The sequence below is a fragment of the Streptomyces sindenensis genome (genome assembly GCF_014649035.1).
In the GTDB taxonomy this organism is placed as follows: Bacteria; Actinomycetota; Actinomycetes; order Streptomycetales; family Streptomycetaceae; genus Streptomyces; species Streptomyces sindenensis.
On record NZ_BMSG01000022.1, the window covers coordinates 96,635 to 121,155 of the forward strand.

A 24,521-nucleotide genomic window follows, 5' to 3' on the forward strand; every position below is an offset into this window, starting at 1 on the left:
CCACTGGCTTCGGTACATCTCGCAAGGGGCAACGTAGGTCCGCACCGTGACTGATCACAAGCAAATCGTGATACTCGGCCGCCCCCGGCCGGTCCATGGCCGAATACCGACGCCCTGAACTTCCCCCTCGCCCGGATGCGTTCAGCCCCCGGGGACTCTTCCGGCCAGGCCCCTCCCCGGCCTGGGACGCGACGTCGGCGCCTCGGGGGACCGCAGGGGCGGCGGCCGCCCGTGGAGAGCGCTCTCCGTTAGTGCTATAAAGACGCCCATGACGGATGATCGGCGGGCGGCCGGAGCACCCACCCTGGAGGACGTGGCGCGGGCGGCCGGGGTCTCGCGCGCCACCGTCTCCCGGGTCATCAACGGAATACGCAATGTCGACCCGGTGATCCAGGAGGCCGTGCGGCAGGCGGTCTCCGTCACGGGCTACACCCCGAACCGGGCGGCCAGGTCCCTGGTCACCCGGCGGGCCGACGCCGTCGCCCTGGTGGTGTCGGGCGCGGGCGTCGAGCCGGAAGCCGCAGAGGAAGCCGAAGGCGCCGCAGCGTCCGGCGACAGGGGCTCGTTCACCGCGCAGGTCTTCGCCGACCCGTTCTTCGGCCGGGTGGTGACCGGAGTGGTCGGCTACCTGCGGCCGCGCGGGATGCACCCGGTGCTGATGTTCGCGGAGTCCTCGCGGGCGCGCGAGGAGGTGGTGGCGTACCTGCGGCAGGGCAGTGCGGACGGCGCCCTGGTCGTCTCGACGCACGCCGAGGACCCACTGCCCGCCCTGATCGCCGAAGCCGGCCTGGCAGCCGTCCTGTTCGCGCGCCCGGCGCGGCCGGTCCCGGTCAGCTATGTCGATCTCGCGCACCAGGACGGCGCACGGCTGGCGGCGGAACATCTGCTCGCCCGGGGCTGCCGCCGCACAGCGACGATCAGCGGTCCGCTGGACGTCCCGGCGGGGCAGGCGCGCCTGACGGGATTCCGGGACACCATGGCACGCCACGGGCACGCGTACGTCCCCGTCGCCGAGGGGCAGTTCACCCAGGAGAGCGGCGAGGTGGCGATGGAACGGCTGCTGGCCCAACACCCGGACCTGGACGGGGTCTTCGCCGCCAACGACCTGATGGCGCTGGGGGCCTGCCATGTACTGCGGGAGCACGGCCGCTCGGTGCCGGGGGACGTGGCGGTGGTCGGCTTCGACGACAGCAGCGCGGCGCCTGCCTGCCGTCCGCCGCTGACCACGGTCCGCCAGCCGGTGGAGCAGATGGCCGCGGAGATGACCCGCCTGCTGCTGGACCGGTTGGCGCGACCGGACGGCCCGGTGACCTCCGTGATCTTCGAGCCGGAGCTGGTGGTGCGGGATTCGGCCTGAACGGCGCACGCCCCGGGCCCGGGACCACGGACGTGCCGACCGGGCGGGTGGCCAGGGGGCGGCCTGAACGGCGTTCCCTTCGGGTCCTGTTGGGCGGGGGCTCACCGGCGTACGCCAGGATGCGGTTCATGGCCTCCTCTCCTCCCTTCTCTTCGCCCTCTTCTCCGCCCTTCTCTCCTCCCTCCTCTTCGCCCACTTCTCCGCCCTCCTCTTCGCCCTCTCCCCCGCCCCGCCTCCGGGTCGCCGCCTATGTGATTCGACGTCACCCCTCTCCCGCTCTACTGGTGTTCGACCATGTCGACTTCCCCGAGGCCGGCACCCAGGTGCCCGCGGGCGGGGTCGCGCCCGGCGAGGATCCGGAGCGGGCCGTTCTGCGCGAGGTCGCCGAGGAGACCGGGCTGCGGGGAGCCCGTGTCGTCCGGCGGATCGCGGTGGACGGGCGGCCGCATCCCGGGACGGGGCGGCCCCGGCTGACCACCTATCTGCTGCTCGACGCCCCGCCGGAGGGCCCCGTGGAGTGGGAGCACCGGGTCCGTGGCGACGGGGGCGACGCGGGGATGCGGTTCACCTGCCGGTTCGCGCCGCTTCCCCTGGCGCACCCGCTCGCCGACGCCCAGGACGCACACCTGGGCCGGGTGGACCCGCGCTGGGTCGCGCGGGGCGGCGCGGCAGGCCGGCCCGAGGGGGCGCGCCCTCTCAGGTGACCCAGGTCCGGTGCCGTTCCCGTACCGCCTCGACGGCCGTACGCGGTGGGGTGCCCGACCCGCCCGCCTCCGGGCGGCTGCCGCCCCGGGTCAGGAAGTCGGCGAGCGGGAGCGTGGCAGCCCCCACGGTGACCGCGTCCGGGCCGAGGCGGCCCATCTCGATGGTGGTGCGGGCCGCCGCATGACTCAGCGCGTACTCGTTCGCGTACCGGCGGATCTCCGGCAGCAGGCGGGGGCCGAGGAGCAGGCCCGCCCAGCCGCCGATCAGGATCCGCTCGGGCAGGAAGAGGTTCACCAGGTCGGCGAGGGCCGCACCGAGGCATTCGGCCGTCTCGTCGAGCAGCGCGAGGGCCACCGGGTCCGGGGTGCCACGGCGCCCCGGGTAGGCGGCGGCGAGCAGGGCGGCGAGAGCGGTCTCGTCGTCGGCGTCCTCGGGCAGCGGGCCGCCCGCCTCCCGCCAGCGCTCGCGCAGGGCTTCCGCGCCCGCGTACGCCTCCAGGCAGCCGATGGAGCCGCAGCGGCACCGGCGGCCGCGGAGCTGAACGGTGGTGTGGCCCCATTCGAGGGCGAGGCTGGTGCGGTCCTCGTCGAGGATGTCGCCGTGGTCGACGCAGGCGCCCACACCCGAGCCGATCAGGGCGATGGCGGCGGCGCCCGCGCCCCGGCCGCCGCCGAACCACATCTCGGCCTGGCCGAGCGTCTTGGCGCCGTTGTCGATGAAGAGCGGCACCTCGGGCGGTACGTCGACCGCCTCGCGCAGCAGCTGTTCGAAGGGGACCGCGCGCCAGCCGATCGTCTGGCCGTGCACCACCGCACCCCGGGTGCCGTCGGGGCCTTCGGGGCCGTCCCGTTCGATGATGCCGGGGACCCCGATCCCGATGCCGAGGAGCCGGCGCGGATCGGCGCCCGCGTCGCGCAGCACGTCCGCGACGCCGGTGCGGACATGGGCGACGATGCGCTCGACGTCGTAACCGTGCTGGGCCAGCAGCCGTTCCGTGCGGGCCAGTTCGGTGAGGGAGAGGTCGAACAGCTCGACGCGGACGCGGGTCTCGCCGATGTCGATGCCGACGAGGAGGCCGCCGTCCGGAGCGACGCGCAGCAGCGTACGGGGGCGGCCACCGTCGGAGTCGACGACGCCCGCCTCCTCCAGCAGGCCCTCGGCGGCCAGCTCCGTGACGACGTTACTGATGGACCCTGAACTCAGGCCCGTGACCGGGCCGAGCTCCTGACGGCTCAGCGGGCCGTCGAAATACAACCGTTGCAATACCCGCGCCCGGTTGCCCCGCCGCAGGTCACGCACGGTTCGTCTGTTGCGCTCGGCCATGGTGCTCCTTCCCGTCCAGGAACATACCCCGGCCCAAGGCCTTGACGCGACCTTCTCTCACCTCTTAAATCACGGCATAAATTAAGTCATGGAGGCCGTTCGGTTCCCGAACGCAGCCATCCCCGGAAAGGGGCCACCTCTCATGCGTCACCTCAGAGCCGCAAGCGCCGTCACCCTCGCCCTCTCCATCGCCGTGGCCGCCACCGGCTGCGGCGGGGGAACCACGTCGGGCGGCAGCAACGAGTCGCCGAAGACCCTCACGTACTGGGCGTCCAACCAGGGCCCCAGCATCGAGGCCGACAAGAAGATCCTCACTCCCGAGCTGAAGAAGTTCGAGAAGGAGACCGGGATCAAGGTGAAGCTGGAGGTCGTGCCGTGGGCCGACCTGCTGAACCGGATCCTCGCCGCCACCACCTCCGGTCAGGGCCCGGACGTGCTGAACATTGGCAACACCTGGTCGGCCTCGCTCCAGGCGACCGGTGCACTCCTGCCGTGGGACGACAAGAACTTCGAGGCGATCGGCGGCCGGGACCGCTTCGTCGACTCGGCGGTGGCCTCGGCCGGCAAGGCGGGCGAACCGCCCGCCGCCGTGCCGCTGTACTCGCTGGCGTACGCCCTCTACTACAACAAGAAGATGTTCGCCGAGGCGGGCGTCGAGAAGCCGCCGGCCACCTGGGACGAGCTGGTCGCGACCGGCAAGAAGATATCCAAGAACGGCAGGTGGGGTCTTGGCGCCGAGGGCGGCAACCTCTCCAACAACATCCACCAGACCTTCGTCCTGGGCCAGCAGCACGGCGCCGACTTCTTCGACCAGGACGGCAAGGCGACCTTCACCTCGGACGGTGCGGTCGCGGCGGTGAAGCAGTACATCGACTTCATGGCCAAGGACAAGATCATCGCGCCGGGCAACGCCGAGTACGCCCAGAACCAGTCGCTCACCGACTTCGCCAAGGGGAAGACGGCGATGGTGCTGTGGCAGGCGGCCGCCTCCACCTTCGCCGCGCAGGGCATGAAGCCGGAGGACTGGGGCGCGGCCCCGGTGCCGGTCCCCTCGGGCGCCCCGGGCACCGGCAAGCAGGTCAACTCCATGGTCGCGGGCATCAACATGGCGGTGTTCAAGAACAGCAAGAACATCGACGGCGCGAAGAAGTTCGTCAAGTTCATGACGAGCGACGCCGAGCAGAAGCTGCTCAACAAGACCTACGGCTCCATCCCGCCGGTCAAGGCCGCCCAGGCCGACGACGCGTTCGCGGCCCCCGACCTCAAGGTCCTGCGCGACACCCTCGCCACCAGCGCCGCCCCGCTCCCCCAGGTCCCCAACGAGTCGCAGTTCGAGACGGCCGTGGGCACGGCCGTCAAGGAGCTGTGGGCGGACGCGGCGGCCGGACGCCCCGTGACCGAGGAGTCCGTCAAGGCACGCCTCGAAAAGGCCCAGCAGACGATGCAGCAGTGAGGCCCTGATCCATGACCGCCACCGTCATCACGGACCCCGAGGTCGACAAGTCGACCAGCAGGGGCACGAACCGGGGCACCGGGGGTGCGCGCGGGAGACTGCCGCGCATCCCCGACCGGATCCGCCAAGGCGGACTGCCCTATCTCCTGCTTCTGCCCGCCGTCCTGCTGGAACTCCTCGTCCACATCGTCCCGATGGTCATCGGGATCGTGATGAGCTTCCGGCAGCTCACGCAGTTCTTCATCGGCAACTGGGGCGCCGCGCCCTGGTCCGGCCTCGACAACTACAAGATCGCCGTCGACATCAACGCGCCGATCGGTGAGGCCCTGCTCCACTCGTTCCTCGTGACCTGCGTCTTCACGTTCTTCTCCGTGGGTCTGGCCTGGCTGCTCGGCACAGCAGCCGCGATCCTGCTCCAGGAGAGCTTCCGGGGCCGGGGCGTCCTGCGGACGATCTTCCTGGTCCCGTACGCCCTGCCGGTCTACGCGGCTGTCATCACCTGGGCGTTCATGTTCCAGCGGGACAACGGGATGATCAACCACGTCCTGCACGACCAGCTCGGCCTGACGGACGAGCCGTCGTTCTGGCTGATCGGCGACAACAGCCTCTACACCCTGATCATCGTCTCGGTGTGGAAGGGCTGGCCGTTCGCCTTCCTCATGCTGATGGCCGGGCTCCAGAACATCCCGCGCGAGCTGTACGAGGCCGCCTCGATCGACGGCGCGGGCATCTGGCAGCAGATCCGCCGGATCACGCTGCCCTCGCTGCGCCCGGTCAACCAGGTACTGGTCCTGGTGCTCTTCCTGTGGACGTTCAACGACTTCAACACCCCGTTCGTGCTGTTCGGGAAATCGGCGCCGGAGAACGCGGACCTGATCTCGATCCACATCTACCAGTCGTCGTTCGTCACCTGGAACTTCGGCACCGGATCGGCGATGTCCGTCCTGCTGCTGCTCTTCCTGCTGCTCGTGACGGCCGTCTATCTGTTCTTCACCTCGCGCGGAAGGAAGGGCGCAGATGTCTAGCCTCACGCGGCCGGCCCGCACCGCCCGGTCGCGGGCCCGCTCGCCGATGGCGGCCCCGCAGTCCTTCCTGTGGACCCGGCGCATCATCCTGACCCTGCTCGCCGGCTTCGTCCTGCTGCCGGTCTACGTCATGGTCAGCAGCTCGCTGAAGCCGCTCCAGGACGTGTCGGGGAAGTTCCAGTGGCTCCCGTCGACGCTGACGGTCCAGCCGTACTTCGACATCTGGGAGACCGTCCCGCTCGCCAAGTACTTCGTCAACTCGCTGATCGTGGCGGTCTCGGCGACGGTGCTGTCGGTGACGATCGCGGTGTTCTCGGCGTACGCGGTGAGCCGCTACCGGTTCCGGGGCAAGCGGGTCTTCACCGTCACCGTGCTCTCCACGCAGATGTTCCCGGGGATCCTCTTCCTGCTCCCGCTGTTCCTTATCTTCGTCAACATCGGCAACAGCACCGGTGTCGCGCTGTACGGATCGCGCGGCGGACTCATCCTCACCTACCTCACGTTCTCGCTGCCGTTCTCCATCTGGATGCTGATCGGCTACTTCGACTCCATCCCCCGCGACCTGGACGAAGCGGCCCTGGTCGACGGCTGCGGACCGGTCCGCGCCCTCTTCCGGGTCGTCGTACCGGCGGCCGTCCCCGGGATCGTCGCGGTCTCCGTCTACTCCTTCATGACGGCCTGGGGCGAAGTCCTCTTCGCCTCCGTCATGACGAACGACGCCACCCGGACCCTCTCCGTCGGCCTCCAGGGCTACGCGACGCAGAACGACGTGTACTGGAACCAGGTGATGGCCGCCTCGCTCGTCGTCAGCGTCCCGATCGTCGTGGGCTTCCTGCTGCTCCAGCGCTACCTGGTGGCCGGCCTCACCGCGGGAGCCGTCAAGTGACCTCCACAGAAAGGCAGTACGTGTCCGATCTCACCGCCCTTCCGGCCGACTTCACCTGGGGCGTCGCCACCGCCGCGTACCAGATCGAGGGAGCCGTCGCCGAGGACGGCCGCTCCCCCTCCATCTGGGACACGTTCTCGCACACCCCGGGCAAGGTCGACGGCGGCGACACCGGTGACATCGCCTGCGACCACTACCACCGGGTGCCCGAGGACATCGGTCTGATCAAGCGGCTCGGTGCGGACGCCTACCGCTTCTCGATCGCCTGGCCGCGCGTCGTGCCCGGCGGTGACGGGCCGGTCAACAAGGCGGGCCTGGACTTCTACGACCGGCTCGTGGACGGTCTGCTGGAGGCGGGCGTCACCCCGTTCGCCACGCTCTACCACTGGGACCTGCCGCAGGTGCTCCAGGACCGGGGCGGCTGGACCGTGCGGGAGACCTCGGAGCACTTCGCGGCGTACGCCTCCCATGTGGTCGAGCGCCTGGGCGACCGGGTCAAGGACTGGGCGACGCTCAACGAGCCGCTGTGCTCGGCCTGGATCGGGCACCTGGAGGGCCGGATGGCGCCGGGGCTCACCGACCTGACCGCCGCCGTGCGCGCCTCCTGCCATCTGCACCTGGGCCACGGTCTCGCCGTCCGGGCGATCCGGGCGGCCTCCTCGGACGCCCGGGTCGGCATCGTCAACAACCTCAGCCCGATCGAGCCGGCGAGCGGGAGCGAGGCCGACCTCGCCGCCGCCCGCCGCGCCGACGGCCACATCAACCGCTGGTGGCTGGACCCGATCCTGGGCCGCGGCTACCCGCAGGACATGGTCGAGGAGTACGGCGTCGAACTCCCGCTCCAGCCGGGCGACTTGGAGACGATCGCGGCGCCGCTGGACTGGCTGGGGCTCAACTACTATTTCCGCCAGGTCGTCACCGCCGACCCCGACGGGACCGCACCGCACGCCCGGCAGGTATCCGTCCCCGGCGCCCGGCTCACCCACATGGACTGGGAGGTCCACGCGGAGGGCCTGGAGCAGCTGTTGCTGCGGCTGACCGAGGAGTACGGCGTCGGGCGGATCTACGTCACCGAGAACGGATCGGCGTACGAGGACGTCGTCGCGGCGGACGGCTCGGTGCACGACCCGGAGCGCGTGCGCTATCTGGAGGAGCACCTCGCCGCCTGCGCCCGCGCGGTCGCCGAGGGCGCACCGCTGGCCGGGTACTTCGCCTGGTCCCTGATGGACAACTTCGAGTGGGCGTACGGCTACGACAAGCGGTTCGGGCTGGTCCACGTGGACTACGCGACCCAGCGCCGTACGGTCAAGAGCAGCGGGCTCCGGTACGCGGAGCTGATCCGGGAGCATACGGAACGCCGCGACGGCCGGACGGTCGCCTGACCCTCCCCACCGGCACCTGCCGGCCCCTCCGGCCGCGGCGAATCTCGCCGCGGCCGGACGAGCACTGCGGCCCGTCCGGGGCGTACGGTGGGCCGCCGCCGCACGGGAAGGCCCGGTCGGCTCCCCGGGGCGAACGGCTTCGTCCCGCGCGGTGAGCCGTGGCCGGCCGGCCACGGCTCACCGGTCACATCGCGAACACGCCTACGGTGCCCACGGCTTCAGCATGTCCTTCATCGCGTCCGCCAGCGCGAACTGCAGCAGTGGACCGTAGGTGATGCGGCCGACACCGAGGCGGCGGAATCGCTCCAGGTCGTGCTTCACGGGATGTGCCGTGGTGTTCACCGGGACGGCGACGGCCGCGGTCACCGCCGCGAGCAGTTCGTCGTCGTCCTGGATGCGCACCGGATAGACGCTGTCGGCGCCGGCCTGCTCCAGGGCCCGCAGTCGCCCGATCACCTCGTCGAGGACGTCGGAGGGCTTCTCCGCGTGCACGAAGAGATCGGTGCGCCCGTTGACCCAGACCGGGACGCCCGCGTCGTCGGCCGCCGCGCGCAGACCCGCGACGTAGCTCGCGTGCTCCTGCGTGGTGCGCACGCGTCCGCCCTCGGAGTGCACGGTGTCCTCGATGTTGAGACCGACGCCGCCGGCCTCGATCAGACCGGCGACGAGATCCGCGGGCTTCTGGCCGTAGCCGGACTCCAGGTCTACGGAGACGGGCACGTCGACCGCCGCGATGATCGGCCTGACGGCGGCGAGCACCTCCTCGAAGGTCTGGCCCTCCTGGTCCTCGGCCCCGCGGGAGTCGGCGAGCGGGTGGCTGCCGATGGTCAGCGCGGGAAAGCCCGCGGCGACCGCGGTCCGCGCGGACCAGACGTCCCAGACGGTGGGCAGCACGAGCGGCTTGTGGTCGGCGTGCAGTTGCTTGAGGCGCTCAGCGCGCTCGACAGTAAGGCGAAAGTCCATGACGAGGACGCTACCCCGCGTCCCCCGTCGGCGGCACGACGAGCCCGCGTCGGCCACGGATGTCCGTGGCCGACGCCTGCTCCCGCCGCGCCGACGGCGGGGTTGGGACGGCGTGGTGGCCTTGCGGGCCCCACCGGATCAGCTCCGGTGGACGCCGAATCCGCAGAGCGGGCAGCCTCACGGAGTGCCGCGCTCTCAGGCGCTCACGCGGACACAGCGCGCGTTGCCGGTGGCCTCGAAGGTGCCGTCACCGCGGTCGGTGAAGTCCGCGTCCGTCAACTGACCTCTGTCGTCATGTGCTTGGAGCTGACCGGCACCTGGTGGGTGAGCGCGTCGCCGTCCGGGCCGGAGACGGACGCCTTCAGCGTGAACGGCTTGCCCGCCTCGGCTGCGGAGGCGTTGTCGGTGGTCGTGCCGCTGATGACCGGCGGGGTGTTGGCACCACAAGGAAGCGGCCCCGCACACCGGCGGGGCCGCTCACTGGTCCTGCGTCGTACCGCCGGGGGCCGCTCCGCCGAGGAGGACGGCGGGACGGCTCCCCCGGGTCACGCGGTGTGCAGCCTCAGTCCGTACCGGTTGAGGATCTCGTTGATCGGCTGGTACCAGGTCTCGCCGCCGCTGGAGCAGTTGCCCCAGCCGCCGGAGGTGACGCCCTGTGCCTGGTCGCCGCTGATGAACGAGCCACCGGAGTCGCCGCCCTCGGCACAGACGCTCGTCTTGGTCATCTGGTGGACCGCACCCTGGCTGTAGTTGACGGTCTCGTTCTTGGCGAGGACGCGGCCGCAGTGCCAGCGCGTGGTGGAACCGGAGCGGCAGATCGAGGCGCCGATCGGGGCCTCGTTCGAGCCACGGACGAGCTGGTCGGGAACGGTGCCCCAGCCGAGCACGACCGGGACGGTCCACCAGCCGCTGCCGACGTTCACCCAGGCGTAGTCGTTACCGGGGAAGGACGAGCCCTGGAAGTTGCCGATGTAGGAGTTGTCCCAGCCGCGGACCTGCTGGCCGGTGCCGCCGCAGTGCCCGGCGGTGACGAAGCCGCCGTGCACGGAGAACCCGATGGAACAGCGGACGTTGCCCGTGTAGTACGGGTCGCCGCCGACCGTTCCGGCGGCGAAGGTCTGCGGGGCCTGGGCAGTCGTCCGGACCGTGACGGGACCGGCCTTGCGGGCCTTCGCGACGAAGGCGCGGACATCGTTGTCAGCCTGCTCTGCGGCGACGACGTTCACGACGACACGGCTGGCGGCCGGATCGACGTGCCAACTGCTCACACCGGACGGGGCTTCGAGGGCGTCGATCCGCGCCTTGGCGGCATCGAGGCTCTTGGCCGAGTGCTCGACGAGCCGGGTGTCGGCACCGGTCGCCCGTACGGCTCCGGTCTTCTCCGTGGTGGTGACCGCGACGGTGAGCTTGCCGGTCTTCGCGTCGAGCCAGGAGCCCCCGAAGGCGGAGCCGGCGGCGCGCTGCGCCTTCTTCTCCAGGGCAGTGGCGGCCTTCTCGTCGGCGAGCCGGGTGAGGGCCTGCTTCTCGGTGAGGCCGAGGTCGCGCTGCATCGCGGAGAGCAGGGCGGCGGAGGCGGGAGGTTCGGCGGGGGCGGGCGCGGCGGAGGCGGACACCGGACCGGCGGCGGTCCAGGCTCCGAGCACCAGGAGCGCGGACAGACCGGTCCGCAGCAGGGTTGCGTGTCTCAAGGGAGTGACCCTTCCTGTTGTTCCAACGACGTGGGGGTGGAACGGGAGGCGTCCGGGAGCGCTGTCCGATCGTGCTTTTGAGAGCGCTCTCAGATGTGCCGTTCCCGGACTGTAGCGGAGTTCAAGAGTCAGGTCCATGCCAATGACAGGAGGGGTGCGCGAGGGGTTCGGGGCGCTGTGCGCACCGGGGTTGAGTAGGCGTACTCATCCGGCCCGCCGAGACTGGCCCTACGGTCGCAGAAACACGGGGCAGCACCCGACGGCAGGACCAGGTGGAGGAGCAGATCATGGCCGGATCACGCCGCAGACGGTGGAGAGCCGCGCTCACCGGCGCACTGGCGGGTTCGCTGGTCGTCCTGGTGGGCGCATGTGGCGTGGTGGACACGGAGGACGACCGCCGGGCCGCCGAGGAACTGGCCGAGAAGCACTTCCCCGGGCAGCTCAAGGCGATCGGGGCGCGCACGCTCTTCCCGGGTTCCGGCGGCTCGGAGGTCACGTTCGCGGTGACCGGCGACCGCGACGCCGTGGTCCGGCTCCGCATCGACACGGACGAGGCGGACCGGGGCATGTGCGACCGGAAGGAGTGCGCGGGCGCGCTGGCCGAGGCCGTACGGCGGGGGCGGCAGCAGGCGGAGGACTTCCGTACGCTCCGGGACGCCTTCGACGCCTGCGGCTACGACGTCGTCGCCCTCGGCCCGACCGGCACCCCGCCCTACGTGGTGGCCGAGCTGACGAACGCCACCGTGACGAAGGTGCTCGGCGAGATCGGGGAGTGCGTCCAGCGGTGGGTCACGGCGAGCGGGGCCGGCAGCGCGTTGGCGAAAGCGCGGGCCTCGTATGTGAACGTGGTCTCCCCGTCGGTCGCCGGCCGGCGTGACCGGGGCGAGGACTCCTGGCCGACGGTGATGCGGCTCACCCGGTCGGATCTGCTGGCCTCGCTCACCAAGCACGCCTACTTCTCGGCGAGTTACGAGATCGAGGCGGGCCGGGTCGACACAACGGGCAGCGCCAGAGTCGTCCGCCCGTTCCGGGAGAGGCAGGAGTTCGGCGACACCGTGCAGAACGCGGTGAAGGAGCAGCTGCGTGCCACGTACCCCCACGTGGTCGTGAGCGACTACCAGTGGATCTGGCGGCTGGAGCCGGGCCGGGTGGACCGGCAGACCGGCTATGTCCTGTTCTGCCCCGAGCCGGGGGCGCGCGGGCGGTGCGTCAACCCCGACGACGCGGCGCTGGTCACGACGGACGAGCGGGGCCATCCGGTGGGGAAGGTCCGGCTCGTCCATGACGTCCGCGAGGGCTCGGGAGTTCTGCGGCTGCCGCCGTACTGACGGCCGACCGGGCACCTTCCCGCCTGCCGGGACCGGGACAACGCTTAGGATCGGAGGCATGACGACGCCCCTTGCAGGCAGTGCTTTCGACTCACTCCGCCTCGACGCCGTGATGGACCAGGAGGCGCTGCGCCGGGCCTACGAGCTGCCCGGGGCCGCGGCCATCCGCAAGCAGATGACCGAACTCACCGAGCAGACACAGCGGTTGATCGGATGCTCGTCACTGGTCCTGGTCGCCAGCGCGGACGCGGAGGGCAACTGCGACGTCTCGCCGCGTGGCGGCCCGGCAGGTTTCGTCTCCGTCCTGGACGCGAAGACGGTGGCGATACCGGACGCGACCGGCAACAAGCGGCTGGACACCCTGCAGAACGTCATCGCCACCGGGCGGGCCGGGCTACTGTTCTTCGTCCCGGGGCGCAACACGACGCTCCGGGTGAACGGCCGGGCCTGCGTCTCGACCCGCCCGGAGCTGCTGTCGCAGCTCACCGCCGTCGGGAAGCCGCCGGCGAGCGCGCTGGTGATCGGGATCGAGGAGGTCTACCCGCACTGCCCCAAGTCGCTTCTGCGCAGCGGGGCCTGGAAGCCCGAGCAGTGGCTGCCGGCGGACGCCCAACCGACCTCGGCCGAGGTGACGCTGGCGCAGCTGCGGATGCCGGGGCTGACGATCGCCGACATCGAGCAGCGGGAGGCGGAGTCGCTGAAGTACCGGTACGAGTAGGAGGAGGCCCTTTGTCGCCCTGACCTGCCCTAGGCGAGGTCAGGGCGGGCCCACGGCCGCAGCTTCTCCGGGTTGCGGACCGCCCAGATCCGGGCGACGCGGCCCTCGGTGACGTCGAACGAGGCCACGGTCACGACCACGCCGTCGCGCCGGGCCACCAGGCCCGGCGCGCCGTTGACCGACCGCTCCAGGAGTTCGAGCCCCGGAGCCTTGTCGGCCAGGGCGACCATGTACTGGGCGATGCGCGCGCCGCCCTCGATCGGCCGCAGGGCGGTTCCGGCCAGGCCGCCGCCGTCGGCGGTCATCACCGCGGCCGGGTCGAGGAGGCCGACGAGGGCGGCGATGTCCCTGCTCTCCCACGCCTCTTTGACCTGCCGCACGGCATCGGCCTGCCCGGCCGTCGCCACCGACACCGGAGCCCGTGCGGCGCGCACCCGGCGCCGGGCGGACGCGGCCAGTTGCTTGCAGGCCGCGGGGGTGCGGCCGAGGACGGCGGCGATCTCGGCGAAGGGGTAGCGGAAGACGTCGTGCAGGACGAACGCGACGCGCTCGGCGGGGGTCATGGACTCCAGGACGACGAGGAAGGCCATGGTCACCGATTCGTCCAGGACCAGGAGGTCGGCGGGGTCGGCGGGGCCCGCGCCCGGGCCGTGGCCCCACTCGGTGCGGTCGGGCAGCGGATCGGGCAGCCACGCGCCGACATACCGTTCCCGCCGGGCTCGCGCGGAGCCGAGCACGTCCAGACAGATGCGGCCGGTGACCGTCGTCAGCCAGGCGCCGGGGGAGGTGATCTCGTCCCGCCGGCCACGCGGCAGCGCGTACCAGCGGGTGTAGGCCTCCTGCACGGCGTCCTCGGACTCGGCGACCGAGCCGAGCAACCGGTAGGCCACATTGAACAGTTGGCGCCGCTCGCCGGGTGCACCGTCGGCGCTCGTCCCCGCGGTCCCCCTGCTCACGTCCGCCCCCTCGCCTTACCTTTCGCGGGCCCGTCTCGTCGGACGGGTGAAACCTTATCGATCTACCGCCCACGGGCGGGAAATGGGGGCGTGGCATGACCACCCGAGTGACGGCCCGGCACAGCGGCTTCTCGTTCCTGCGGATCGCGATCGCCCTGCAGACCCTGACCATCTTCCTTCAGGCGGTCTCCTCCGGACTGCTGATGACCACGGCCTACGGCGAGGTCCTGCACAGCGTCGGGGCACGCGTGATGTACGGGGCCTCCATGCTGTACGTGCTCGCCGCCGTGCTGGCGTGGAAGCCGGGCGGCGGCTCGCCCCGGCCCGTCGGGCACGCCGTCGGCTTCCTGGTCCTCGCCTCGGTCCAGGTGGCGGTCGGCATCGCGCACATACCGTCGGTGCACCTACCTCTGGGCGTCCTGATGTTCGGGTTGAGCGTGCTGGCGCTGGCGCGGCGCTGAAGTCCGCGGCGCCCCTGCGCCGCAGTGCCGGTCCTCCGATTCCACGATGCAGTCACCCACTCGGATAAATGCTATCTACAGCTACCCTTGGTGCGGTGAACACCGACGCGAAGAAGCCGACCGACGCCGTGGACGGGAACACCGGCACCGGTCACGGGCGCGTGGTCGCCGCCCTCGACGGCGTGAGCCTGCGCCGCCACACCGGCGGCCACATCATCCTGGACGCCGTCGACTGGACCGTCCGGGCCGGTGAGCACTGGGCGCTGCTCGGTCCCAACGGGGCGGGAAAGACCAGCGTCCTGCGTCTCGTCGGCGCCACCGCTTTCCCGACGGCCGGCACGGTCGAGGTCCTCGGCCACCGGCTCGGACGCGTCGACGTGCGGGATCTGCGCGCCCTCATCGGCCACGTCTCCACCTCGCAGCGCGTCCCGGGCGACCTGACGGGCCACGGCGTCGTCCTCACCGGCCACACCGGCACGGTCCAGCCGCTGTGGAGGAAGTACGACGGTGAGGTGCGCGACCGGGCCGAGGCGCTGCTCGCCGAACTCCAGATCAAGGACCTCGCCGACCGTGAGTACGGCGTCTGCTCGGGTGGCCAGCGCGCCCGGATCCTCATCGCCCGCGCCCTCATGGCGGACCCGGCGCTGCTGCTGCTCGACGAGCCGTTCAACGCGCTCGACCTGCCCTCGCGCGAGGACCTCATCGACACCATGCGCCATCTCGCCTCGGCCCGGCCCGAGTTGTCGACGGTGACCGTCACCCACCATCTGGAGGAGCTCTCTCCGGCGATCGGCCACGCCCTGCTTCTGCGCGAGGGGCGCGTTCTGGCGCGAGGGGCGATCGAGGGCGTTCTCACGGCCGAGCGCATGACCGCCTGCTTCGGCCGCCCCATCGAGGTGACCCGGCACGCCGGCCGCTGGCTGGCACGCGCCGACGGGCACGCGTAGGGCACGGCACGGCCCGCGCGGAGGGGGCTGCGGGCCCGGGACGGACGGGTCGTGCTCGGGCCCGACCGGGCACGACCCCGCCCGGTCGTCCGGCTCAGGGAGCCAGCAGCGGCAGTCCAGCCGTACGCCACAGGTCACGGAAGCCGTCCTGGGCCCCGGGCGGCGGGTTCCCGGCCGGTCCGGCCGCCGCCCGCCGGGCCGCGCCCGCTGCCTGCTCCTCGCCCTCTTCCGCCGCCGTACGCCAGACCCGTACCGCCGCCCCGCTCCCGGCCGGTCCGTCCAGGGGGTCCCAGCCGGGATCGCCCTGGGCGGCGAATCCGGCCCAGGCAGCGGCCATACGCCGCGAAAGCTCCTCGTCGGCCTCACCGGGCGGGCCCCCGACGAGGAAGTGGACGCTCTCCTCGTGGAGGTTGCCGAAGGCGAACGGGATGTCCGCGCAGTGCCAGGCGCGCACCCGCTGCCCCGCGCGGTCCCGGCGGCGGTCGAAGCGGGCGAGGAAGGCCCGGCCGCCTGCCCGCGCATGGGCCTCCGCGAGACGGGAGCTGTACTCGGCGAAGAGGAGGCCGGAGCAGAGGGACAGGTAGACGTCGAGCACCCGCGCGTCCGGCAGGCGTTCGCGGTGGCCCTCGACGAGCGAGGCCGGGAGACCGAAGTCGGCGGCGAAGACGGCCAGTTGCTCCTCGGTCGTGACCTTCGCGCTGCTGCCGACCGCGTCCAGGAGCCAGTACTCCTCCGTGGTGTGGCAGACCAGCAGCTCCACCGCGCCGCCCGCGCCGGCCGCCAGCGCCTCCAGCGGGTCGGCGGTCAGGAGGACACCGTCGGCGACCGGACCGTAGATCGCCGGGTCGTAGTGGCGCTGCCCCGCCGCGGGGTCCTCGGCGTAGCGGGCGCACACCCGGTCCGTGGCGGCCACGAGGGCCTCGGGCGGAGCCGCGAGCAGCCCGGCGGGGGTGGCGGGCACCCCGGCCTCCGCTGCGACCTCGGCCGTGGCGCCGGCCGCCTGCTCCCGCGTGGCGAAGGCGTTGACGGCGCTGTGCAGGACGGCACGGCGGAACAGGCCGCGCGCCCGGTCGGCCACCGCCAGGCAGGCCACGGAGGTCGCACCCGAGGACTGCCCGGCCAGGGTGACCCGGTCGGGCGAGCCGCCGAACGCGGCGATGTTGTCGCGGACCCACTCCAGGGCGGCGATCTGGTCGAGGAGCCCCCGGTTGTCGGGGAAGGCCGCACTGTGGTGGCCGTCGGGCACATGGCCGAATCCCTCGAAGCCGAGACGGCTGTTGAGGGTGACGACGACGAGCCCTTCGCCCGCCAGCGCGGTCCCGTCGAAATCGGGCTGGGCCGAGGAGCCGAAGACGTACGCGCCGCCGTGGATCCAGACCAGCACGGGCAGATCGCCCGGCCCCTCGGCGGGCGTCCAGATGTTCAGCGTGAGGATGTCCTCGTCACCGGGTGACCAGACCGGCGCGCCCGGCAGTTCGGCTGACTGCGGGGCCACCGGACCGAAAGCGGAGCAGTCGCGCACGCCGTCCCAGGGTTCCGGCGGCCGCGGCTGACGAAACCGCAGGGTGCCGAACGGCGGGGCCGCGTACGGGAGTCCGCGTACGACGACGATGCCGTGGTCCCGGGCGGCGCGCCGCCCCCGTACCGTCCCGGACTTCGTCGTGAAGACGTCCACAGCTGCCGCTTCCCCCGCTCCCGCCCCGTCCGGCCTTCGGCGGGGCCGGGTCAGCATCGCAGGTCACCGGTGCCGCCGCCAGTGAGTTGATCTTGGCAGTGGTCAGGGGGCGCTCTCGACGAGCCGGACCGTGCCGATGATCTTCCGCACGGTCGGCTCGGGCACCTCGTCGTCCACACCGCGGACACCGACGAACGTCCGGGACAGGGTCTCCCCCGCCGGGTTCTCGAAGGCGAACCCGGTCGCCGTGCCGTCGTGGGTACAGCGGCCCGTCCCGTCGACTCCGGCCGAGGCTGCCGTCGCCACCCTCCCGGTGAGTCCGGACTCCGCGGTGAACGGCTTTGCGGCCCGGTGGTGACCTTCTCCTTCGACGGCTGGGCGTAGGCTGCCGTAGACCCGCAGACGGGCGTTCTCCCGGGCCGCTTCGGCGGTGTCGCGGGCGTCGGGCTCGGCCCGGAAGCCCACGGAGGCCGGCGGGGTGTCCTCCCGGGTGCCGTTTCCGTCGTCGTCGGAGCGGCACCACTTCTCCTTGAGGACCGCCGGGGCGGCGAACCCGACGAGCGGAGTCTCTTCGGGGGCGGGACCGCCGTTCTCCGCGACGTGGGTCACCCATCCGGACGACTTCACCGCCCAGTCCCCCGGCACGTCGGAGGCGATGCCGCGCTCGGGGTGGATCACCGTCTTCCAGCCCGGCACGAGGGGCGCGGTGGAGCCCCCGGTTCCGCCCCCGGGGTCCACCGGGGACGCGGACGGCGGGACGACGTCGCCTCCGCTGGGCCCCGCGGGCGGTGTGCCGAGCTGTCCGACGATGCGAACGGCCCGGCGTCCCAGGAGTCTCCGTGCGCCGGGGAACCGGGTGCGACCTGCGGACGGACCGTTTCGCGCCACCCGTGCGGGGCACCCGAATCCGATCTTCCCTTTGCGGCCGGAGCGGGACCGGAGTGGAATTGCGTACAGGGGACAGTGGGATTCGGTACGCCCGGAGACTCCCGGAGGAAAGGACGCGCCATGAGCGACAGCGACTGGGGGGACGACGTCTACCAGCCCCAGGAACCCGAGGCTTCCGACCCCGCCGAGCAGCTCGGCGCGGAGGACACGCTCATGGACCCCTCCGGCACCGGCGATCCGCTGGACGAGGGCTACGCGCCCCCGGACCGCCCGTGGGTGGTCGAGGGGCTCGGCACCACGGCCAACGAGCGGCACACCGGCGAGTCCCTGGAGACCCGGCTGACGCGGGAGGTTCCCGAGCCGGACGGCTCGCTCGGCGACGGTGTGGGCGATCTCGTGGACGGCGACGGCGAGCCCTGGGACAACGAGGTGGGCGTGGCTCGCGCCGGGCGGCTGACCCAGCAGGCGGAAGGCACCGTCCCGGCCACCCTCACCGCCAGCGACGTGGGCATCGACGGAGCGGCCGCGTCGGCCGAGGAGGCCGCGATGCACGTGATCCCCGAGCCGGGGGACGACGACGCGCTCCTGGAGCCCACGCCGGTCCCGGGCACTACGGGGTCCGATCCCGCCACCGGTGGCGGGACCGCCCCGCCCTCGCCCTGAGCGCGCGCCTGAACTCCCTCAGCGCGCCTGAACCCCCTCAGCGGGCCGCCGTGAGCGCCCGCACCTTGAACACTGCCGTCCCCGGGCCCGTACTCCTGCGGTCGCAGCACAGCCCCCGAAGAGCGGCACCTGCCGCACTGCACGCCCTCGATCCCCAGGCGCACGCGGATGGGCGGCACCGCTCGGACCGGTGGCAGCGGACTCGCGGTCGTGGGCCGCAACCTGGCCCGGGACTTCGCCCGCAACGCCCCGAGGCGGGCTGACCCGGCCGGGCGCTCCCGGCGTGCGGGCGGGGGCGGGGCGTGGGTTAGTGGCTGCGAGCCCTGTTCACCGTCCGCAGTGGAGTGCGCCCATGCCCGACGCCGTACCCGATCCCGTCTCCGTACAGCCCGTCGTGGCGCCACTGACCAACGCGGCGCTGATTCTGGTCGGCACGATCGAGCCGGGCGGCGAGAGCGCGGTGCGGGACGTGCTGCCGGATCTCGCGGCCGTGGGACGGTCGCTCGGCTTCCGCTTTCCGGATGCCGATCTCGCCTGTGTGGCGGGGTTCGGCTCCAGCGCCTGGGACCGGCTGTTCTCCGGGCCACGCCCCGCACACCTGCACCCGTTCCCGGAGCTGCGGGGGCCGCTTCACCACGCGCCCGCGACGCCGGGCGACGTCCTGCTGCACATCCGGGCCGAGCGGATGGACGTCTGCTACGCGTGGGCGGCCCAGTTGCTCGACAAGCTCGGCGGAGCCCTGCGGATCGTGGACGAGACGCACGGCTTCCGCTACCTCGACCACCGGGACCTGCTCGGCTTCGTGGACGGTACGGAGAACCCGGTCGGCGACGACGCCCGTGCGGCGGCGCTGGTCGGCGCGGACGACGACCCCGACTTCGAGGGCGGCAGCTACGTTGTCGTACAGAAGTATCTGCACGACCTGACGTCCTGGAACGCGCTCACCGTCGAGGAGCAGGAACGCGTCATCGGCCGCACCAAACTCGACGACGTGGAGTTCCCGGACGAGGAGAAGCCCGCCGACTCCCACCTCGCGCTCAACACCATCACCGACCCGGACGGCACCGAACGCGACATCCTGCGGGCGAACATGCCGTTCGGGAGCTTCGCGAAGGGCGAGTTCGGTACGTACTTCATCGGGTACGCCGCCGATCCGGACGTCACCGAGCGCATGCTCCGCAACATGTTCCTCGGCGATCCGCCCGGGACGCACGACCGCATCCTCGACTTCTCCACCGCGGTGACCGGCTCCCTCTTCTTCGCCCCCCGCGCCGACTTCCTGGACGCCCCGCCGCCCCTGCCCTCCCTGACCCGCTCGGGGGACCTGCCGGAGACGGCATCCGGACCGGTCCGACCGCAACCGGCGCCCGGCCCGGTCCGGCAGGAGCCGGTCCCTGCCGGTTCCGGTCACGGTTCGCTGCGCATCGGCAGCCTGCAAGAAAGTGCCCCCTCATGAACAATCTGCACCGCGAACTCGCACCGGTCACCCCGTCCGCCTGGGACGAGATCGAGGAGGAGGCCCGGCGCACCTTCCGCCGCCATGTGGCCGGCCGCCGCGTCGTCGACGTCTCCGAGCCGGACGGTCCGACGCTGGCCGCCGTGGGCGACGGGCATCTGCGCGACATCGATCCGCCCACCCCGGACGTGCTGGCCCGGGCCCGCACGTCGATGCCGGTCATCGAGTGGCGGGTGCCGTTCACGGTGAGCCGCCAGGCCGTGGACGATGTGGAGCGCGGCTCCGCCGACAGCGACTGGCAGCCGGTCAAGGACGCGGCACGCACCTGCGCGTTCGCCGAGGACATGGCGATCATCGACGGGTACGGGGCGGCCGGGATCACCGGGCTGCGGGACGGCTCCTCGCACGAACCGCTGCCGCTGCCCGCCGACGCGCGGGACTATCCGGTGGCGGTCAGCCAGGCCGTGACACGGCTGCGGCTGGCCGGGGTCGACGGGCCGTACCGCCTGCTGCTCGGCGCGGACGCGTTCACCGAGGCCGCCGAGACCTCGGACCACGGGTACCCGGTCAAGACGCATCTGAGTCGCCTGGTGGACGACGAGATCCTGTGGGCGCCCGCGGTCAAGGGCGGGGTCCTGCTGTCCACGCGGGGCGGCGACTTCGAACTCTGCCTGGGCCAGGACCTGTCGATCGGATACGCGGACCACGACGCCACCAGCATCCGCCTCTACTTCCATCAGGCGTTCACCTTCCGGATGCTGACGCCGGAGGCTGTCGTCGGCCTGATCGCCTGACCCCGGGGGCGGCCATCGGGGACTCTGGCCGTATGACTCGGACGACTTGCGCACCCCACCACGAGGACGGCACGACACCGCCCGCCGCCCGCTACGACGCCGTCGTCGAAGCGGCCGTCCAGCAGGGACTGCTGGGCGAGAGCGATCCGGTCGCCGGATTCATCGACACGGAGGGGGTCCGCGCCTCCGTGGGCAACCTGCACGACGCCTTCGCCGCCACGCCCCGGGTGCTGCACACCTTCGCGGCCAAGGCCTGCTCCCTCATCCCGGTGCTGAGGCTGCTGGCCGACTGCGGGATGGGGTGCGAGGTGGCCAGCCCCGGCGAACTGCGCCTCGCCCTGGAGGCCGGGTTCCCCGCGTCCCGTATCGTCCTGGACTCCCCCGCCAAGACCCGCGAGGAGATCCGGCTGGCGCTCGCCCTCGGCGTTGCCGTCAACGCCGACAGCCTCGACGAACTGCGCCGCATCGACGCGCTGCGGAACCCGAGCACGGCCTCGGTGCTCGGGCTGCGGGTCAATCCCCAGGTGGGCGGCGGCTCGATCGGGCCGATGAGCACGGCGACGGACACGTCGAAGTTCGGGGTGGCCCTGCGCGACCCGGGAGCCCGCGAGGCGATCGTGGAAGCCTTCCGGGAACGGCCGTGGCTGACCCGGCTGCACGCCCATGTGGGGTCCCAGGGCTGCCCGTTGGAACTGATCGCGGCCGGGGTGGCCCGGAGTCACGAGCTGGCCGAGGAGATCAACGCCACGCTGGGCGTCCGGCAGGTCACGAGCCTGGACATCGGCGGCGGGCTCCCGGTCAACTTCGCCGACGAGACGGTGCACCCCACCTACGCGGATTACGTGGCGGCGCTGACGGCCGCCGCCCCCGGCCTCTTCTCCGGCCGCTACGCGCTGGTCACGGAGTTCGGCCGGTCGCTGCTGGCGAAGAACGGGTTCATCGGGGCCCGGGTGGAGTACACGAAGGACGCCGGGGGCCGCCGGATCGCGCTCACCCACGCGGGGGCGCAGACCGCGACCCGCACGGTCCTGATGCCCGACGCCTGGCCGCTGCGGATCGGCGCGTTCGGCCCGGACGGCGCGCCCAAGGACGGCCCGCTGCTGGCGCAGGACATCGCGGGCCCTTGCTGCTTCGCGGGGGACGTGGTGGCGTACGGCAGTCAGCTGCCGGAGCTGGCCGAGGACGATGTGGTGGTGCTGTACGACACGGGGGCGTACTACTTCTCCACCCCGTGGGCGTACAACAGCCTGCCCCGCCCGGCGGTGTACGGATTCCGGGTGGCGGGGCCCACGGGGGCGGTGACGTTCGCGACGGTGCGGGAGCCGCAGTCGCTGGACTCGATCGCGGCGGAGAGCGGACTCGCGCACGTGGACGCCCTGATGGAGCGGGACCGCTGAGCGGACAGCATGGACCGGGCCGAGGAGCCCCGGGCGACGCCTGCTTGGGTTCTCGTGATCGCCGCCCGGGGACTCCTCCGGTCATGTCCCGGCGGGCTGAGGCTCAGGTTCCGGATCCGGTACGGGGTCGGGGCTGGGCCCCGGCGGCTGCGGGATCGGGTCCGGTGCCGGACCTGGCGGCATCGGACCGGGCCCCGGCGGCACGGGAGGCGGACTGGGCACCGGCGTGGGCGGGCCCGGCACGGGCGGAGGAGTCGGCGAAGGCGGTACGGGGTCGGGGTACGGGTGGGTCATCGCGATCCTCCACAACGGAACGAAAAGGACAGATGGAGCTTTCCTCCACCGTCTCCCGGTGCGGCTGCCCGCGCCTGCCGAGTCCACACCTGCGCCCCGTGACCACGGAGCGTACGGGCACGGGTGCGGGGCGGTCCGCAGTGGGCAGGCTCCGGGCACGACGCCCGGACCGCCGGGACCGGGACCACGTCGCCGCCGCTGCGAAAGGTGTCGCCATGCCCCTGCCGAGTGTTCTCGCCGTCCACGCCCATCCGGACGACGAGGCCCTGTTCTGCGGGGGTGTCCTCGCCCGGCACGCGGCGTCCGGGGCCCGTACGGCGGTGGTCACGGCGACCTGGGCAGAGGGCACGCACCGGGCCGGCGAGCTCGCCCGGGCCCTGGACGCCCTGGGCGCGGGCGCTCCGCGGCTGCTCGGCTACGCGGACGCCCGCGTACCGGAGTCGGCCCCGGGCCGGCCCAGGTTCCTGGACGCGCCCCTGGACGAGGCCGTGGCGGCCCTGGTCGGCCACATCCGTGACGTACGCCCGGAGGTCGTGATCACGACGGACGCCTACGGGGGCATGACCGGCCACCCGGACCACGTCCACGCCCACCGGATCACCGCACTGGCCGTTCGGTCTGCCGGACTTCCGGGGTTCTGTCCGGGCGCCGGTGCCCCCTGGCAGCCGAGCGCCCTCTACCTGGCCACGCACCCCCGCTCGGTGGCCGTCGCGCTGGGCGGACGGCTGGCCCGGCCGGGCACTCCGGCCGAGGCGCTGTACTGCTCGGAGGACGCCTGGATCACGACGGACGTCGGCCCCTGGCTGCCGCAGAAGCTGGCCGCGATCCTGGCGCACCGCAGCGAGGTGGAACGAGGAGCGGCACCCGGCCGGATCGCCGCCCTGGCTCCGGCCGTCCAGCGCGAGGTGCTGGGCACCGAGTGGTACATCCGCGAGGACCTGGGGCGCCGGGGCGGGTCGGCCACGGAACTGTGCGCGTGATCCGCTCCGGCCTGCGGCGGTTCCGCCGCGGACCGCCGCCCCGGCTCCGCCCGGGCGGGCCCGTCAGAACAGCTCGGGGTGGTGCCTGAGCTGCCGTTCCGCCTCCTGGACGAGCTCGACCGACACCTCGGGCGCCTCGTCGGGGTGGCGCTTCGCCCACTTCGCGGCGTACGGGCACAGCGGGACGACGGGGACGCCCTCACGTGCGGCCATCGCGTAGAACTCCCGTACGAGCGCGCCCGCGATGCCCTTGCCCTCGTGCTCGGGCCGGACGACGGTGTGGACGGCCACGAGCGCGCCGGGAGCCGGATCCATGACGAAGTACGCGATGGTCCCGGCCGACTCACCGCCCTCGTACGCCACGAGGTTCCCGTGGTCCCGGTCGTCCCTGATCTCCACAGCGGCGTTCTGCGCCATCGGCTTCCGTCCTCTCCCGGTCCTGGAGGCGGCCGACGCTCTCAGCCGCCCGCGACGACGGCCTGCGGGCTCCGCTCCGTACGGCTCCCGGGAACCGGCTCCGAGGCGTCGGTGCCGAGCGCCACGATCCGGTTGTCGGAGTCCACGTGCACGACCCGCGGCACGAAGGAGCGGGCCTCCGCGTCCTCGACCTGCGCGTAGCTGATCAGGATGACCAGATCACCGGGGTGCACGAGGTGTGCGGCCGCGCCGTTGATCCCGATGACACCGGAGCCGCGCTCGCCTTCGATGACGTACGTCTCCAGGCGGGCGCCGTTGTCGATGTCCACGATATGGACCAGCTCGCCGGGCAGCAGGTCGGCGGCCTCCATCAGAGCGGCGTCGATGGTCACGGACCCGACGTAGTGCAGGTCGGCCTGGGTGACGGTGGCGCGGTGGATCTTGGACTTGAACATCGTGCGTATCATTGAGGTACTCCAGGACGTAGGCTCCCTGCCTGCATTTTTGCAGGTCAAGTGCTGTTTCCACACTCTACAACGAGTCGCATGTTCGGGCGGCGTTCCCCAGGTTTTTCAGGACTCATGCTGACCACTTGCTGACTTCTTTGACGCTTCGTCAAGTGACACTGGGAGAGCCCACTCACTCTCCCGAACTCCACCGGGACGACTCCGCAAGCCTACGCAGCTCTCCCCTGCGGGTATCAGTGAGTAGCTGTTGTCGTTCCGATCTTGAGGGGTGGGCGTCGAACGGGAGTCTCGATCGGGT

23 protein-coding genes are annotated in these 24,521 nt (G+C 72.2%); 15 read left to right on the forward strand and 8 right to left on the reverse strand.

Features of this window, described 5'->3' with window-relative positions; translation table 11 throughout:
- Positions 1-268: 268 nt before the first annotated feature.
- Both IE145_RS22785 and IE145_RS22790 read left to right on the forward strand, forming a co-directional pair.
- A complete protein-coding gene (locus IE145_RS22785) occupies positions 269-1,357 on the forward strand; it encodes a LacI family DNA-binding transcriptional regulator (protein ID WP_189527307.1) in 1,089 nt (362 codons plus the stop codon).
- A gap of 251 nt (positions 1,358-1,608) precedes the next feature.
- Complete coding sequence (locus IE145_RS22790) at positions 1,609-2,061, forward strand: NUDIX hydrolase (RefSeq protein WP_229825744.1); 453 nt, start codon at positions 1,609-1,611, stop codon at positions 2,059-2,061.
- Here the strand turns inward: IE145_RS22790 and IE145_RS22795 are convergent.
- Complete coding sequence (locus IE145_RS22795; protein ID WP_189527309.1) at positions 2,054-3,385, reverse strand: ROK family transcriptional regulator; 1,332 nt, start codon at positions 3,383-3,385, stop codon at positions 2,054-2,056. The genes IE145_RS22790 and IE145_RS22795 overlap by 8 nt on opposite strands.
- Positions 3,386-3,527: 142 nt before the next feature.
- On the opposite strand from IE145_RS22795, the gene IE145_RS22800 reads away from it, so the two are divergent.
- Genes IE145_RS22800 through IE145_RS22815 form a run of 4 tightly spaced genes read left to right on the forward strand, consistent with a single transcriptional unit; the run spans position 3,528 to position 8,131 of the window.
- Complete coding sequence (locus tag IE145_RS22800; protein ID WP_189527310.1) at positions 3,528-4,838, forward strand: ABC transporter substrate-binding protein; 1,311 nt, start codon at positions 3,528-3,530, stop codon at positions 4,836-4,838.
- Positions 4,839-4,849: 11 nt separating this feature from the next.
- A complete protein-coding gene (locus tag IE145_RS22805; RefSeq protein ID WP_189527311.1) occupies positions 4,850-5,863 on the forward strand; it encodes a carbohydrate ABC transporter permease in 1,014 nt (337 codons plus the stop codon).
- Positions 5,856-6,749 carry a carbohydrate ABC transporter permease gene (locus IE145_RS22810; protein ID WP_189527312.1) on the forward strand — a complete coding sequence of 298 codons (894 nt, stop codon included), beginning with the start codon at positions 5,856-5,858 and terminating at the stop codon, positions 6,747-6,749. The genes IE145_RS22805 and IE145_RS22810 overlap by 8 nt, the downstream gene beginning before the upstream one ends.
- A 20-nt stretch (positions 6,750-6,769) precedes the next feature.
- The gene (locus IE145_RS22815) at positions 6,770-8,131 is read left to right on the forward strand and encodes a GH1 family beta-glucosidase (protein ID WP_189527333.1); all 1,362 of its coding nucleotides are present in this window, start codon (positions 6,770-6,772) and stop codon (positions 8,129-8,131) included.
- 201 nt (positions 8,132-8,332) lie between these two features.
- On the opposite strand, the gene IE145_RS22820 is transcribed toward IE145_RS22815, so the two are convergent.
- Both IE145_RS22820 and IE145_RS22825 read right to left on the reverse strand, forming a co-directional pair.
- Positions 8,333-9,094, reverse strand: coding sequence for an isocitrate lyase/PEP mutase family protein (locus tag IE145_RS22820; RefSeq protein WP_189527313.1), 762 nt, complete (start codon positions 9,092-9,094; stop codon positions 8,333-8,335).
- Between the two features lie 545 nt (positions 9,095-9,639).
- Positions 9,640-10,782, reverse strand: a complete 1,143-nt coding sequence (locus IE145_RS22825; RefSeq protein ID WP_189527314.1) for a S1 family peptidase — start codon at positions 10,780-10,782, stop codon at positions 9,640-9,642.
- Positions 10,783-11,069: 287 nt separating this feature from the next.
- On the opposite strand from IE145_RS22825, the gene IE145_RS22830 reads away from it, so the two are divergent.
- On the forward strand, positions 11,070-12,110 hold the full coding sequence (locus tag IE145_RS22830) for an SCO7460 family lipoprotein (protein ID WP_189527315.1): 1,041 nt from the start codon (positions 11,070-11,072) through the stop codon (positions 12,108-12,110).
- Between the two features lie 58 nt (positions 12,111-12,168).
- Positions 12,169-12,828, forward strand: a complete 660-nt coding sequence (locus IE145_RS22835; RefSeq protein ID WP_189527316.1) for an MSMEG_1061 family FMN-dependent PPOX-type flavoprotein — start codon at positions 12,169-12,171, stop codon at positions 12,826-12,828.
- A 29-nt stretch (positions 12,829-12,857) separates the two neighbouring features.
- On the opposite strand, the gene sigJ is transcribed toward IE145_RS22835, so the two are convergent.
- Entirely contained in the window at positions 12,858-13,784 is a 927-nt protein-coding gene (gene sigJ / locus IE145_RS22840; RefSeq protein WP_189527317.1) for an RNA polymerase sigma factor SigJ, read from the reverse strand.
- Positions 13,785-13,879: 95 nt separating this feature from the next.
- Between sigJ and IE145_RS22845 the strand changes: the two genes are divergently transcribed.
- Positions 13,880-14,245: a hypothetical protein gene (locus tag IE145_RS22845; RefSeq protein ID WP_189527318.1), complete on the forward strand. Its 366-nt coding sequence runs from the start codon at positions 13,880-13,882 to the stop codon at positions 14,243-14,245.
- 128 nt (positions 14,246-14,373) lie between these two features.
- Positions 14,374-15,192: an ABC transporter ATP-binding protein gene (locus tag IE145_RS22850; RefSeq protein ID WP_189527334.1), complete on the forward strand. Its 819-nt coding sequence runs from the start codon at positions 14,374-14,376 to the stop codon at positions 15,190-15,192.
- A 94-nt stretch (positions 15,193-15,286) separates the two neighbouring features.
- Here IE145_RS22850 and IE145_RS22855 read toward each other — a convergent pair whose 3' ends face one another.
- Complete coding sequence (locus tag IE145_RS22855; RefSeq protein ID WP_189527319.1) at positions 15,287-16,867, reverse strand: carboxylesterase/lipase family protein; 1,581 nt, start codon at positions 16,865-16,867, stop codon at positions 15,287-15,289.
- A gap of 102 nt (positions 16,868-16,969) precedes the next feature.
- Positions 16,970-17,563: a DUF8017 domain-containing protein gene (locus IE145_RS22860; protein WP_229825745.1), complete on the reverse strand. Its 594-nt coding sequence runs from the start codon at positions 17,561-17,563 to the stop codon at positions 16,970-16,972.
- 312 nt (positions 17,564-17,875) lie between these two features.
- Here IE145_RS22860 and IE145_RS22865 point away from each other — a divergent pair, with 312 nt between their 5' ends.
- The 5 genes from IE145_RS22865 to IE145_RS22885 all read left to right on the forward strand — a co-directional run bounded on the left by IE145_RS22865 (position 17,876) and on the right by IE145_RS22885 (position 23,339).
- Positions 17,876-18,418, forward strand: a complete 543-nt coding sequence (locus IE145_RS22865) for a DUF5709 domain-containing protein (RefSeq protein ID WP_189527320.1) — start codon at positions 17,876-17,878, stop codon at positions 18,416-18,418.
- 352 nt (positions 18,419-18,770) lie between these two features.
- Positions 18,771-19,874 (forward strand): Dyp-type peroxidase, encoded by a 1,104-nt coding sequence (locus tag IE145_RS22870; RefSeq protein WP_189527321.1) that lies wholly within the window; start codon positions 18,771-18,773, stop codon positions 19,872-19,874.
- Positions 19,871-20,668, forward strand: coding sequence for a family 1 encapsulin nanocompartment shell protein (locus IE145_RS22875; protein ID WP_189527322.1), 798 nt, complete (start codon positions 19,871-19,873; stop codon positions 20,666-20,668). Before IE145_RS22870 ends, IE145_RS22875 begins: the two co-directional genes overlap by 4 nt.
- Positions 20,669-20,700: 32 nt before the next feature.
- Positions 20,701-22,065 carry a type III PLP-dependent enzyme domain-containing protein gene (locus tag IE145_RS22880; protein WP_189527323.1) on the forward strand — a complete coding sequence of 455 codons (1,365 nt, stop codon included), beginning with the start codon at positions 20,701-20,703 and terminating at the stop codon, positions 22,063-22,065.
- A 509-nt stretch (positions 22,066-22,574) separates the two neighbouring features.
- Positions 22,575-23,339, forward strand: a complete 765-nt coding sequence (locus tag IE145_RS22885) for a PIG-L family deacetylase (protein ID WP_189527324.1) — start codon at positions 22,575-22,577, stop codon at positions 23,337-23,339.
- A gap of 63 nt (positions 23,340-23,402) precedes the next feature.
- Here the strand turns inward: IE145_RS22885 and IE145_RS22890 are convergent, their stop codons facing one another.
- The gene (locus IE145_RS22890) at positions 23,403-23,756 is read right to left on the reverse strand and encodes a GNAT family N-acetyltransferase (RefSeq protein WP_189527325.1); all 354 of its coding nucleotides are present in this window, start codon (positions 23,754-23,756) and stop codon (positions 23,403-23,405) included.
- A gap of 41 nt (positions 23,757-23,797) precedes the next feature.
- A complete protein-coding gene (gene panD, locus IE145_RS22895) occupies positions 23,798-24,223 on the reverse strand; it encodes an aspartate 1-decarboxylase (RefSeq protein WP_189527326.1) in 426 nt (141 codons plus the stop codon).
- Positions 24,224-24,521: the final 298 nt, after the last annotated feature.